The organism is Shewanella sp. OMA3-2 (assembly GCF_021513195.1).
Classification (GTDB): Bacteria; Pseudomonadota; Gammaproteobacteria; order Enterobacterales; family Shewanellaceae; genus Shewanella.
This window is the reverse complement of record NZ_CP090974.1, coordinates 1,039,200-1,051,217: the sequence shown is the minus strand read 5'-3', so window position 1 is coordinate 1,051,217 and position 12,018 is coordinate 1,039,200. Positions and strand designations below refer to the sequence as shown.

15 protein-coding genes are annotated in these 12,018 nt (G+C 39.2%); 10 read left to right on the top strand and 5 right to left on the bottom strand.

All coding sequences use genetic code 11. The features are described 5' to 3' along the window. Positions 1-161 precede the first annotated feature (161 nt). Entirely contained in the window at positions 162-1,052 is an 891-nt protein-coding gene (locus L0B17_RS04685) for an aldo/keto reductase (RefSeq protein WP_235087956.1), read from the top strand. A 43-nt stretch (positions 1,053-1,095) separates the two neighbouring features. Here L0B17_RS04685 and L0B17_RS04680 read toward each other — a convergent pair whose 3' ends face one another. Further along, a complete protein-coding gene (locus L0B17_RS04680) occupies positions 1,096-1,932 on the bottom strand; it encodes a MaoC family dehydratase (protein WP_443019939.1) in 837 nt (278 codons plus the stop codon). Positions 1,933-2,163: 231 nt separating this feature from the next. Between L0B17_RS04680 and L0B17_RS04675 the strand changes: the two genes are divergently transcribed. Next, entirely contained in the window at positions 2,164-2,940 is a 777-nt protein-coding gene (locus L0B17_RS04675; RefSeq protein ID WP_235087952.1) for a methyltransferase, read from the top strand. 96 nt (positions 2,941-3,036) lie between these two features. Here the strand turns inward: L0B17_RS04675 and L0B17_RS04670 are convergent, their stop codons facing one another. Beyond that, positions 3,037-3,912, bottom strand: coding sequence for a TraB/GumN family protein (locus L0B17_RS04670; protein WP_235087951.1), 876 nt, complete (start codon positions 3,910-3,912; stop codon positions 3,037-3,039). 122 nt (positions 3,913-4,034) lie between these two features. Between L0B17_RS04670 and L0B17_RS04665 the strand changes: the two genes are divergently transcribed. Next, on the top strand, positions 4,035-4,346 hold the full coding sequence (locus L0B17_RS04665) for a prephenate dehydrogenase (protein ID WP_235087949.1): 312 nt from the start codon (positions 4,035-4,037) through the stop codon (positions 4,344-4,346). Between the two features lie 125 nt (positions 4,347-4,471). Here the strand turns inward: L0B17_RS04665 and L0B17_RS04660 are convergent, their stop codons facing one another. After that, positions 4,472-5,014 (bottom strand): DUF3016 domain-containing protein, encoded by a 543-nt coding sequence (locus L0B17_RS04660; protein WP_235087947.1) that lies wholly within the window; start codon positions 5,012-5,014, stop codon positions 4,472-4,474. A 294-nt stretch (positions 5,015-5,308) separates the two neighbouring features. Here L0B17_RS04660 and L0B17_RS04655 point away from each other — a divergent pair, with 294 nt between their 5' ends. Next, positions 5,309-5,614, top strand: a complete 306-nt coding sequence (locus L0B17_RS04655; protein ID WP_235087945.1) for a hypothetical protein — start codon at positions 5,309-5,311, stop codon at positions 5,612-5,614. 130 nt (positions 5,615-5,744) lie between these two features. On the opposite strand, the gene L0B17_RS04650 is transcribed toward L0B17_RS04655, so the two are convergent. Next, complete coding sequence (locus L0B17_RS04650) at positions 5,745-6,254, bottom strand: DUF4240 domain-containing protein (RefSeq protein ID WP_235087944.1); 510 nt, start codon at positions 6,252-6,254, stop codon at positions 5,745-5,747. Positions 6,255-6,320: 66 nt separating this feature from the next. Here L0B17_RS04650 and L0B17_RS04645 point away from each other — a divergent pair, with 66 nt between their 5' ends. The 5 genes from L0B17_RS04645 to L0B17_RS04625 all read left to right on the top strand — a co-directional run bounded on the left by L0B17_RS04645 (position 6,321) and on the right by L0B17_RS04625 (position 9,633). After that, positions 6,321-6,716 carry a hypothetical protein gene (locus L0B17_RS04645; protein WP_235087942.1) on the top strand — a complete coding sequence of 132 codons (396 nt, stop codon included), beginning with the start codon at positions 6,321-6,323 and terminating at the stop codon, positions 6,714-6,716. A gap of 105 nt (positions 6,717-6,821) precedes the next feature. After that, complete coding sequence (locus L0B17_RS04640; protein ID WP_235087940.1) at positions 6,822-7,619, top strand: response regulator; 798 nt, start codon at positions 6,822-6,824, stop codon at positions 7,617-7,619. Between the two features lie 121 nt (positions 7,620-7,740). Then, entirely contained in the window at positions 7,741-8,013 is a 273-nt protein-coding gene (locus tag L0B17_RS04635; RefSeq protein ID WP_188840938.1) for an HU family DNA-binding protein, read from the top strand. 408 nt (positions 8,014-8,421) lie between these two features. After that, complete coding sequence (locus tag L0B17_RS04630) at positions 8,422-9,108, top strand: TorF family putative porin (protein ID WP_235089584.1); 687 nt, start codon at positions 8,422-8,424, stop codon at positions 9,106-9,108. Between the two features lie 348 nt (positions 9,109-9,456). Next, on the top strand, positions 9,457-9,633 hold the full coding sequence (locus L0B17_RS04625; protein WP_235087938.1) for a PA3496 family putative envelope integrity protein: 177 nt from the start codon (positions 9,457-9,459) through the stop codon (positions 9,631-9,633). Positions 9,634-9,734: 101 nt separating this feature from the next. Here the strand turns inward: L0B17_RS04625 and L0B17_RS04620 are convergent, their stop codons facing one another. Next, positions 9,735-10,370 carry a hypothetical protein gene (locus tag L0B17_RS04620; RefSeq protein WP_235087937.1) on the bottom strand — a complete coding sequence of 212 codons (636 nt, stop codon included), beginning with the start codon at positions 10,368-10,370 and terminating at the stop codon, positions 9,735-9,737. Between the two features lie 225 nt (positions 10,371-10,595). Here L0B17_RS04620 and L0B17_RS04615 point away from each other — a divergent pair, with 225 nt between their 5' ends. Continuing rightward, positions 10,596-11,951, top strand: coding sequence for a flavohemoglobin expression-modulating QEGLA motif protein (locus L0B17_RS04615; protein WP_235087935.1), 1,356 nt, complete (start codon positions 10,596-10,598; stop codon positions 11,949-11,951). Positions 11,952-12,018: the final 67 nt, after the last annotated feature.

The window sequence follows — 12,018 nt, the reverse complement described above, 5'->3', positions numbered from 1 at the left end:
CATTTTATGATAAAATATCCGATTGTTGGTACGCCAAAGATACATCGTTTATTCACAGGATCTTTTAATCAACTCACTGATCAAAAATAACTTACCCACTAAAAATAGTGTACCGAAAATTCAGCGGAACAATTTACCGTCAAACTACATTAGGATATTCCATGACAACCTCTCATTTTGAATTTTCAGATTTTATTGCCGGCTTTTGGCGTATTGATGCATGGAACATGACTCCTCAACAACGACTCACACTTATTGAACAATATCTTGAACTTGGGGTAACCAGCATGGATCACGCTGATATTTATGGCGTGTATCAATGTGAAACCTTATTTGGAGAGGCCCTTGCTCTTGCACCGCATTTACGCCAACAAATGCAGCTTATTGGTAAGTGCGGTATCAAACCCGCATTTGATGGTTTCGACAATCGTTACGTCAACCATTACGACACCAGTAAACAGCATATTATTAGTAGCGTTGAGCGTTCACTTGTCGAGTTAAAAACCGACTATTTAGATGCATTACTCATTCATCGCCCCGATCCTTTAATGCAAGCGGATGAGGTTGCTGAGGCTTTCTTGCAGTTAAAACAGCAAGGTAAAGTAAACCATTTTGGGGTATCCAACTTTTTGCCCCATCATTTCACTTTGTTGCAGTCACGGTTAGACGCCCCACTGATCACCAATCAAGTGGAAATATCACCGCAATGCTTAACCCATTTGCACGACGGTGTATTGGATCAATGCCAACAATTAAATATACGCCCTATGGCATGGTCATGTTTAGGAGGCGGTACATTATTTAGTGAGCAAACAGAGCAAGCTATACGATTAAGAAGCTGTTTAACTGTGGTGGCTGAACAGGTAGGAACATCAGATATAAGTCAGGTCATTTATGCTTGGGTCGCTATGTTACCCAGTAAACCGACACCTATTATTGGCAGCGGTAACATTGAGCGAATTCGTAGTGCAGTTAACTCCAGCACTATTCAATTAACCAAGCAACAATGGTTTAGTATTTGGCAAGCATCAACGGGACACAGCGTTGCGTAAACATCAATTACCCTCATATTACTAAAATATGAGGGTAAGTTAACTAATCTAGATAACGCATTTTGCCATGTAAATGAGGGCGTTTACCCTTTACATCACGCATTTCAAAACACTTACCATCAGCAAGCGACTCATAGGCAAAAGTAACTTCTGATGGCATAAATACCGGCAGCTTAAATTCCACATCCACGGTAAATGGACGCTCGCCAACAAATGGCATTAACTGCGCCATACAACGTGCTTTTGACCACATTCCATGGGCAAGTACTCGCTCAAAACCGAATCGTTTTGACAATAACGGGTGTAAGTGGATTAGATTGTAATCACCCGATGCTTTGGCGTAATGACGCCCTAAGTCTTCGGTTAAGCGCCATTGCTGTATATTTTCCCATGCCATATCAGATGCTCGAGGTGGACGAGGACGACGATTAGCTGACTCAATGCGGTACAAGTAGGTTGAATGCGCTTGCCAAACTAACTCTTCTGCTGCATAAACACTCGATTCAAGTACAAACTCTAACCCTGCATCGGTTTCAGTGCTACTGGTAAGCTGACACTTTAGGGTCAATATCTCATTCGTTTTCACTGGACGAAATACACTAATACTGTTTTTAAGGTGGATCATGCCAAGCAAAGGAAAGGTAATCGCTTTGTGCGCAAATATAACCGCATGTAGACGAAAGGCCAGTACATACAAATAAGTGGGTGGTAATACTTTTTCATCAAATTGAAAGCCACAGACATTAGCGTATTGACGCACTTTATCATTTGATAAAAAAACATTGTCAGTTTGAATCTCAATTTTAGGTAACGGTTTTTTATCCCAACCAGGTTTACGGCTGAAAAATATTTTGCGATAAAGTGTAAAAAGCGATGGCATCGCTTTTAAATCAATTTTGTAATCGAAACTCAATGTGACAACCCTTTTTAAACGGCACGCCTTGCGCCATAGGCTAATATTATAACTCAGTATTTCCCTAATATTGAAATACTTGAATTAACACTTAATATTTATCATGAATTGATGGCTTAAATACTGTTATTTTTAGCTTTACCCACCATCACAGTCGTTGCAAAATGAGCGTCTGTCAAACTAATCAAAAGATGTATTGTGCAAGACACTAACTTCGACAAACTTAGCCAAAAATTTGCCAAAAATATCTATGGCACCACAAAAGGTGATATTCGAGCAGCAGTATTGTGGCGCGATCTTGAGCCTGCCATCAGTGCATTGGCCGCCATAAATCATCCCCAGCTACGAATATTAGATGCCGGCGGCGGTTTTGGTTTACTCAGCCAAAAATTAGCTAAACTAGGACACGAAGTAGTGCTGTGCGATATTTCAGCGCAAATGTTGGCCGAGGCGCAGCAACAAATTGATGCCCATGCAACACCGTTAAATATCACCTTGCTCCACAGCCCTATTCAAGCTTTAACACCTGAGCTTAATGGCCAGTTTGATATTATTTTATGCCATGCTGTGGCTGAATGGCTAATCGATGCACAATCAACATTGCAGGGTTTATTACCCTTATTAAAGCCACAAGGGTTATTCTCTTTGATGTTTTACAACAAAGAGGCAATGCGTTTTCATAGCCTAATTTCAGGTAATTTTGATTATGTAATGCGTGATATGAAAGTTAAAAAGCAAGTCGGTTTAACCCCTACACATCCTTTATATATCGAAGATGTCCGCCAATGGTTTAACCAATGGCAGCTGCAAATGATTTGTCAGTCTGGTGTTCGAGTGATAAATGATTATTTAAAAAATCAATTACCGCCTAATTTCGATGCTAAACAGCTGATTGACATGGAGCTGCTTTATTCGCAGCGCGAACCCTATTTATCACTTGGTCGTTATGTACACTTTTTGGCTAAACAAGCTTAAACGCATTTCAAAACATAACTCAATATCATTTTAACTTGATTAATCCTATTAATACGATGACATCTACGGCAGCTAGCCGCTGTCATTAATGTAGCTTTAATTACAGCTTTGCTGCCAACAATCTTGTACTTTGGCTCCTTGTTGACGTAGCAATTGAGGTATATTTTGTTGCCCGACTAAATGACCCGCACCGATAATAAAAAATAACTGTTGTTGAGCTTTTTGTTGCATCAACAACAGCATTTTGTCGCTCATGGTGTGGTTTCGCTGCCATAACAACTTATTCAATAACTCATCAGAGTCACCAGCTTGTTGCTCCATAATATTAGCTAACTGTTTTTTATCACCATTACGCCATGCGCCGATTAATTCAAGCATTTCAGCGTCAGTGGCATTGACCGCCTCATCTAACATTTGAATTTGGCTTTGTTGACTAAAAGAGGAGATTAACTCAAATTGAAAAGCCACACTTTCAAGTTCCAATAAGGGTTTAGACTGCCGGTTTGCAGCAAAGGTGACATCGACCCCTTGTTCTGCGCTATAGCCTAAAGTGCTAAAACGCATAATGCTGATTTGTGCAGCTTGTAACCAAGGAGCAAATGGTTGTATCGCAACACAAAATTGCTCCATTGACTGGCAATACTTATCTGTAACTGGCTTGGCTTGTTGCAGTAGTGCAGCCTCTGCATAGCCGTATTGTTGTAACAACCTGGTAGTATCAGCTTTGCTGACATCAGCTTCTAATACCAAGGCAGCACTTTGCTCAAAAGCGCGTTCAATCTGAGGCGCCATAGGATAAAAGTCAGCCTTGCCCACATGAATAGAGCCCAGTAAATAAGCTTGTTGATTTTTCCAGGTCACTTTATAGAAAGGGGCTTGATCATCTTTTGCGGCATATAGCTGAGGCGAAATGAAAAAACTTATCAATATGATCAGCAAAGTAAACTGACTAACACTCATTACTTTCAACACGTTAAGACTCAATATAGTTAACACCTGTCTATTCATATTCACGCTATGGTGACTTTTCCTTGTTGCATCCATGTCAGAACCTTATAATTTGTACAAATTTATCGTTAGATTTAGAGACTCTTATGCCGTACACCAAAGTCATTCAACAGTTAAAAGAAAACATGCAAGTCGCATACCGACAAGCCATTGACTGCGATATTCGCTTAGATGAACTTCGCAAGGCGGGTCACGGTAAGTTTATTGCTATATTCACAGAAGAACATGGCTTTAGCCAGAGCAGCAACCGTTTTTTACCTTATGTTCAAGAACTTGCCACAGAATTTGAAACAATAGAACAAAGTGTCCACACTGCACCAGAAACCCTTGAGGCATTTGTAAAAAAATTGGCAATTCTACTGCAAACATTACAGGCATTTAAACAACAAAGTAAATAACTTCCCAAACATTACTGCTAATACGACACCACATTAACTGCCGATATTAAATGCTAGTAAAAAAGGCAAAGCCCGCTGGTAGCGACTTTGCCTTTTTTAGACGAACTAATTAAATTACATGTTACTTAAAGCGCTTTGGATGCCTCAAGTTGTGGTGCAACCGTGCGTTTTAACCAGTCATCCAACATGTTGGTTTCGGCCTCGAAAGGACGTTCATTTATGCGACTGATACGATTTAAAAAACCCATGTCAGTCAACTTTTCATCACCGCTGATAATAACTTTACTATCTTCCAAAATTTGATACGTAAAGGTCATTCTTGGAGGGTATAACTCTTTGACAATTCGTAAATCACCAACTGTTGCGCCAAAAGTCGGGCGAACATCCCCCGCCAAATCAACATTAGAAACCTGCATTTCAAGCTTTTGATTAGGCTTAAGTATCTTCTCTGCCTGTTTATTAATGTTTTTTGTTATTGCTTCAAAAAATCTATTTTCAAAGCGTGATTGCAGTTCATTTGAAGACTTAATGTCACGGTAGTTATCAGGCTCTTGCCATTCTACTTTAACAATACCTGTCTCAGTGATAGGGCTGACAACTTCGGCTTCTTCTGCAATTACCACGCTACTGACGAATGCCCCAACCACTAATAAATAGTTAATGTTCATAAAATGCCTCCAGGCAAAAATTTAAATAGATATTTACTTGATGAAACAACTCTAACAAAGTGAACCTGTACATTTGCTTAACATAAAGCAAATTCTAATAAATTAATTAAAACGTTATTTTTAAGCATTAAAATCATACAAACTAATTATTCTGCTTTTTTATATTTCGTTCAGCTTTGGTTCAATAAACTGAAGCTACTATCACTCCAACGAAAAGACAGTGTCTTTATACTAGCGATTGTTCAAGGAACTAACGTCGTGACTAATTAATATTTATTCTACGGAGTCATAACAATGAAACTAATCACTAATTCAACCAAGCGTGTTTCTTTAGCAGCTTTATTAGCAACTCTTGTTGTGGGAATGGCGATTTCAGCTCAAAGCCAAGCCAATGAGCGAGGCCTTCACAGTAACGTAATAGAGCAACAGAGCATTCAATTAAGCCAACAAATAATGCAAAATGAACAACAGCTAGAATTGTCGTCAGAGCAACAACTTAATCAGCAAATAGCAAAAGCAGAAGGTCAATATGTTGCTCAAATTTGCCAACAATATAATTTATCTTACGATAATGATACGTCAACTTGTCTAAAGCAATAGTGAGTCAGTACAGAACGAAATACCGCTCTCACGATAGATGTAATAATTGCCCTGACTTTGGTCGGGGCTTTTACTTATGGGAATGTAAGGTTCGACTCATAGACCATTTTTAAGTCAATACAAGTATTAATTAAAATGGGAATCGTGCACTTAATTTAGGGTAAGTTAGCTTTAACACTTTAGGTTTAGTCGAGAACTTTTTCCCCTCGGGCTTTTTATTGCCAGAAGGCACAAACGGGAGCTCATCTTCATTGCGATCTTCATATAACTGGCCGGCAACTAAATCGTAATCTTCAATAAAGGGATATGCATAATTATCTTTTAATGGCCAATCAGCCAAATCACCTAAGCTATCCGGTTGAGCAATAATTTTGTCATACCATTCTTGACCCAATGACAAAATAAAACACCGAAACTCAGTAAAGGCATAATCAGAATCACACCCAGTCACAATATAAGCAGCTCCCCAAATAGCCCATTGGTAGCTTCGACGTAATTGTTGGCCAAACATTTTATCAAATGCCTTTAATGACTCATCATCTAAAGAATCGAGTGACTGCTGTAATTGCTGCACGATTTGTTCAGAAGACTGATCAGCTTGAGTGCGGGTAACCAGTTGCCAAAATTGTGTTTCAGTCATTGAACTTTCCCAATATCCACTAAATTACGATATTCTATCCTAAATACACTCAATCAAGTGAACAAAATGACACAGGTTAAGCGCCCTTTGGGGATTATATTACTGATTGCTTTATACACCTTATTTACCCTTATCGCCCTTTGGCGCGCGACTCAACATGCGGCTTTCGACATACTAACCCTTGGGGTTTTACCCGTTTTAGTGGGCCTATTGATGCAGGCAAAATGGGCTAAAATAGTGCTGTTTTTTCATCTAGGATTGCAAACCTTAGTGTTAATTGCGATGGGCACAACTGCATTGATCGCGTTTCAAATTACTCCTGAAGACGTGATAATTGAATTTAATGGCCAAATCATTCCGATTTGGATGGTGACATGCACAGCAACAAGCCTAATTACCTTACAATGGTGGGCTGCACTAAACCATAAAGTCCGTCAGTATCTGAATCATTCCAGCGCTTAAAGACCCAGTGAACACTGATTTCTGAGGACGTATTTGATGATAATGTACTTAATGTGTATATGCTATAATCTATCTAGTTGCAACCAATAATAAAGAGTTTAATAAATGCACAGTTTATCCCCTAGCGAATTATCTATTTTATTGCTTGAGCCGTCTGAGACTCAACGAAAAATCATCATGTCTCACTTACAACAAGAAGGCGTTGTCAGCATTCAAACCGCCACCACTCTGGCTGATGCCAAAGCCATTATTGCTCGTCATAAGCCTGACTTAATTACCAGTGCATTACATTTTTCAGATGGCGAAGCGACAGATTTACTGGCTTATATCAAGCAAAAGCCAGAATACCAAGATATTCAGTTTATGTTGGTGTCGAGTGAATGCCGCCGCGAACAACTTGAAATTTTTAGACAGTCCGGTGTAGTAGCTATTTTACCAAAGCCTTTTAATGCCGATCATTTAGCTCGCGCATTAAATTCAACCATAGATTTAATCAGTAATGACGAATTAGATTTGAGCCATTTTGATGTGCATAACCTAAGAGTTCTGGTAGTTGATGATAGTCGTTTAGCACGTAACGTGATCAAAAGGACTATTGGTAATTTAGGCATAAGAATTATTACGGAAGCAGAAGATGGTCAACAAGCGATTAATTTAATGCAGCATAATATGTATGATTTAGTGATTACCGATTACAACATGCCCAGTGTTGATGGATTAGCACTAACACAATATATTCGTAATGAAAGCCAACAGTCACACATTCCTATTTTAATGGTCTCCTCTGAGGCTAATGACACCCATTTAAGTAACGTATCCAGTGCTGGAGTGAATGCCCTTTGTGATAAGCCTTTTGAACCTAATTTAGTCAAACGGATCTTATATCAACTGCTCGAAGAGTAACATAGTGCGCATTTCACACTCTTTTTACTCTTTTATCGGACAAAATACTTTTAAAGCGTCAACGCTTATGGCATGTTAACCACGTTTTGAAACATTTCTATGGAAAGCAGAGAATATCAATATGAACAAAAGTGAACTGATTGCAAAAATTGCTGAAAACGCAGATCTAACTAAAGCAGAAGCTGGCCGTGCATTAAAATCATTTGAAGCAGCGGTAACTGAAGCAATGAAAAACGGCGAAAAAATTTCTATCGTTGGTTTTGGATCATTTGAAACCTCACAACGTGCTGCACGTACTGGTCGTAATCCGCAAACCGGTAAAGAAATCCAAATTGCTGCTGCAACTGTGCCTAAGTTCAAAGCAGGTAAAACGTTAAAAGATAGCGTTAACTAAAAATATGTTAATTGTTGTTTTTAAAAACCTCCTTTTGGAGGTTTTTTTATACCCGAATTTCAGTCAACTTGCCCTCCCCAAAATAGTTTACCCTGTAACAAATCATCATCCTGCCAATACAAAAGCATATCATTTTCCAAGCAACGTCTAGCTCCCCTCGCGTTCGCTACGCAAACTTAGTCTAGTGCCCAAACCAAGTGCAATGTCGCACCATGACAAAGCAACAAACATGTTAAAAATGGCTAAATAAATCTAACCACCTAATATAAAACAAGTTTTAATCTTGGCACACGCTTCGCTTAATTCAATACAGATAAACCAACATTTACTAGCCTGTCTCGATATATGAAGTATTCACGTCCTGACATACACGGTATGTAAATGCATAATAAACCTTGAGGAAAGATGATGAAAAAATCACTATTACAAGCCGTTACATTATCAAGCACGCTACTGCTTAGCAGCACAGCTTTTGCCGAAGTCTCCGCTAATATTGGCGCGACATCTAACTACTTATGGCGAGGAGTCACCCAGACAGATGGTGCTGTAGCGGTACAGGGTGGAATTGATTACGCACACGAATCTGGTTTTTATGCTGGCACTTGGGCATCAAATGTTGATTTTGGTGACGCAGCAACCTATGAAGCTGACTTTTATGCTGGATATTCAGGTGAATTCGGTGAAGATTTCACTTATGACGTGAGTTATTTATATTACGCTTATCCAGATGCTGACAGCAGCTATGATTTTGGTGAAATAACATTTTTACTTGGTTGGAAATGGCTAGAACTCGGTTATTCAAAAGTCGTTAATGCAGACTCAGATGTCTCTGGTGCTGACAGCGAAACTGATTGGAGTTACTTGCAAGCCAATGTCAGCTTTCCTTTAACAGAAAAAGTCAGCCTAGGCGTACATTATGGATATTCACAAGGCGATGTGGTTAAAAATATCTTTAGCGAAACTTATTCTGACTACAATGTGTCACTAAGCGCTGATACCGATGTCGGCACCGTCTCTTTCATGGTATCTAACACAGATTTAGCAGATGATGATGCTAAAGTTGTTTTAGGTTATTCATACAGCTTTGATCTATAACAGTACTACCATGTTAATTATTTACTAGCCTGCAAAGTAAGCAATTAACATTAGTGTGTTAAATTGCCTTAACGCCACCTTTGGGTGGCGTTTGTGTATTAAAAATTCAGCTCCAAAGATCAACATCCCCAATATAATTGCCAAATACCTAAAAAGCACAAAGCCACTCCTTCCTATCTTTAACGCTCAATTAGCTTGTAAGTAAATAACTGCTAAGCTCAAATCATGAAGGTAAAAAAAACTGTTCATATCGAACAATATATTTTGCTTTTCTAAGGATAATTTTTTAGTTAGAAAGAGCTCATTGGTTTAGTACTGTTGTTTACCATTGGTTATGAGGGTTTTATTATGGCTAATATCACTGAAAGAGTGCCTGACGATACAGAAATTGAAGCGATGACTTCACCAAGAAGTGCTAAAGGAGCAGAGAATCTGCAACATAAACGTCAGATAAAAAGGCGTTTAGAAGATTTTCTTGAACAAGCACAGCTTAGAAAAGCCATTGGTGATGACGACTTCTTCTAGTCGCATAACCATCACACCAATAAAAAACCATCGTTACAACTGCTATTGGTAAGCCGTTAACACGATGGTTTATTATTTTAATCGCTGTAAAAACTCAATCCTTAAGACAATCGATTAAATTTTTGTTGCTGATTTTGAGTCAACAATTGCTCCTCCCCTAAAGAAGCTTTAAACATAGTTAACAAAGCTTCTATCGAAATTGCGATTAAGATGGTGGAAATAAAGCAGGTTATCGTTCGCCGTGTTGAGCTATGACGAAATATATCTTTATGCATTAACACTTCTTCTTCCAAAATCGTTTTACCCAAGTCGAAAATGGCCAGAGCAAGGATCAGAAAAATAATAATACCAAAAAGCAGTAACGGATCATTTTGCGCAGGCTGAGCCAGCAATCGATAATAAGGACTAGTAATATAACGGCTACTGTCTTGCTCCGCTAAACCGGTAAAATAGGGACGATGGCTTCTGTCGGTATCACGCCCCTTAGCAGATAATTTAACTTTGCCTTGAGACACCACAAGATTGTCGCTCACTTGAGTGCCATTTTTATCAAGTAGATACAGCAATTGCACAAAAGGATAGCTCTTAGCTAGCCCAGTAAACACCTTGTCTGAAGTAGGATGATGAAATATCGATGCATCACTTAACCCTAATATAATGGAATCCAATAATTCATGAATAACCGATTCATGCTCATGATAACGTGCAATAACACTTAAAAAACTCATTGCAGCCATATACCACTCCCTCTTTAGCATAAGATGTTAAAGCAGTGATTACGCCAACTAATTGTCATAACAAATTCAATAACTTAAAAATAAATGCATCTTATTTAGATCTCAAACCTGTGCAATTGCACCGAATTAATCCATGGCAGATGAAAATTTTCAATTGGTGAAACCAAGCAATTAATGAGAACATTGGCTCACTTTGCTACGATTTATCAAACCATAGGTAATGCAATGTCTGATGCTTTAACTCGTTATCAACAAGATATTCGCCGTTTTTCGGATGAGTTAATCCGTATACAAGCACCGATTAAAATCCTCGACACCATTAAATGGCCACGTGAAATCGAAGACAAATTTTTAGCCAAACAAACCAAAGTATTACCAGAAATTAGCACTGACTTTTATGACTCTATCCCACTGTCTTTCAATACAGATAAAACCCAACAAGACTTAAAAGGCCTTCGTTCTGCAATTGAAAAAGGCTTAGGAAAGAAAGACAAACTAGGCAAAATACTCATCGCCAACGTCGACCAATATCGCATTGTGATCGATATGCTTAATAACCGTGGTAAACCCATGTTTGGCAAACTCAGCCAAGAGCTTTATGGTAGTGCCAGTCATAAATTACACGGAGATCGCCATACATTACGTCAGTTAGGTGACAGGCTAAGTCATATTTTTTCATTGCCTGCAGCAAGACATATGAGTAAGCAACACCCTAAAATCATCACAGCACCAGAGGCAGTAAACCAGCTCAGTCAACGACTGGTTAATTACTTTCATGATGACCAAATATACGTAAAACTTAGCGATGGTATTGTGTCAGATGCCGCTGTCGGCGGTGACACGGTTAAAATAAACACCCGCGCCATGTTCAGCGAATCAGATATGAATGTGTATGAAGTCCATGAAGGTTGGGTGCATGTCGGCACCACGCTCAATGGACGTGCTCAACCCCATGCAACCTGGCTTAGTGTAGGCTCGCCACGCGTGACCGCCTCACAGGAAGGTCTGGCAGTGTTGATGGAGATGTTAACCCTAAGCTCTAACCCAGGCAGAGCAAGACGTATCAGCGATCGCGTATCTGCGGTTGATATGGCTGAACAAGGGGCTGACTTTATCGAAGTGTACCGATATTTTAGAAACCTGCACTTAAGCTCAAAAGACAGTTACCGCGTTACCCAACGTGTATTTCGTGGCGGCATGGTGCAAGGCGGCAGTTTCTTTACCAAAGATATTTCCTATGTCCGCGGCTATGTTGAAAACATCAACTTTATTCGCAGTGCTATTAGTACTGGGTTACCCGAACTTATTCCTATGCTGTTTTTAGGTAAGCTAGCTATCGAAGATATTCCCGATCTCTATCAGGCTTATCAAGAAGGTGTCATCGCTGGCCCCAAGTATCTTCCACCAATGTTTGCAGACATTAGTGGTCTATATGCATGGTTTGGTTTTGCATCAGGCATTGGTAATATTGATTTGAAAGGGGTGCAGCGTCACTTTGCGCGCTCTTTTAACAAAGTCACCTTCAAAACCCCAGAAGCTGATTTATTTGATGACTCTGAATTTGATAATAACTCGGATTAATTGAGTCAACACACAGAGAATTTATTCTCACTAAAAAGGCATATGTCATTCACATATGCCTTTTATT

Bases quoted from the DNA above. Each gene is read 5' to 3' on its own strand.
- L0B17_RS04685 (WP_235087956.1), top strand. From the start codon at position 162: ATGACAACCTCTCATTTTGAATTTTCAGATTTTATTGCCGGCTTTTGG.
- L0B17_RS04680 (WP_443019939.1), bottom strand. From the start codon at position 1,932: ATGCCATCGCTTTTTACACTTTATCGCAAAATATTTTTCAGCCGTAAA.
- L0B17_RS04665 (WP_235087949.1), top strand. From the start codon at position 4,035: ATGCCGTACACCAAAGTCATTCAACAGTTAAAAGAAAACATGCAAGTC.
- L0B17_RS04660 (WP_235087947.1), bottom strand. From the start codon at position 5,014: ATGAACATTAACTATTTATTAGTGGTTGGGGCATTCGTCAGTAGCGTG.
- L0B17_RS04655 (WP_235087945.1), top strand. From the start codon at position 5,309: ATGAAACTAATCACTAATTCAACCAAGCGTGTTTCTTTAGCAGCTTTA.
- L0B17_RS04650 (WP_235087944.1), bottom strand. From the start codon at position 6,254: ATGACTGAAACACAATTTTGGCAACTGGTTACCCGCACTCAAGCTGAT.
- L0B17_RS04645 (WP_235087942.1), top strand. From the start codon at position 6,321: ATGACACAGGTTAAGCGCCCTTTGGGGATTATATTACTGATTGCTTTA.
- L0B17_RS04640 (WP_235087940.1), top strand. From the start codon at position 6,822: ATGCACAGTTTATCCCCTAGCGAATTATCTATTTTATTGCTTGAGCCG.
- L0B17_RS04635 (WP_188840938.1), top strand. From the start codon at position 7,741: ATGAACAAAAGTGAACTGATTGCAAAAATTGCTGAAAACGCAGATCTA.
- L0B17_RS04630 (WP_235089584.1), top strand. From the start codon at position 8,422: ATGAAAAAATCACTATTACAAGCCGTTACATTATCAAGCACGCTACTG.
- L0B17_RS04625 (WP_235087938.1), top strand. From the start codon at position 9,457: ATGGCTAATATCACTGAAAGAGTGCCTGACGATACAGAAATTGAAGCG.
- L0B17_RS04620 (WP_235087937.1), bottom strand. From the start codon at position 10,370: ATGGCTGCAATGAGTTTTTTAAGTGTTATTGCACGTTATCATGAGCAT.
- L0B17_RS04615 (WP_235087935.1), top strand. From the start codon at position 10,596: ATGTCTGATGCTTTAACTCGTTATCAACAAGATATTCGCCGTTTTTCG.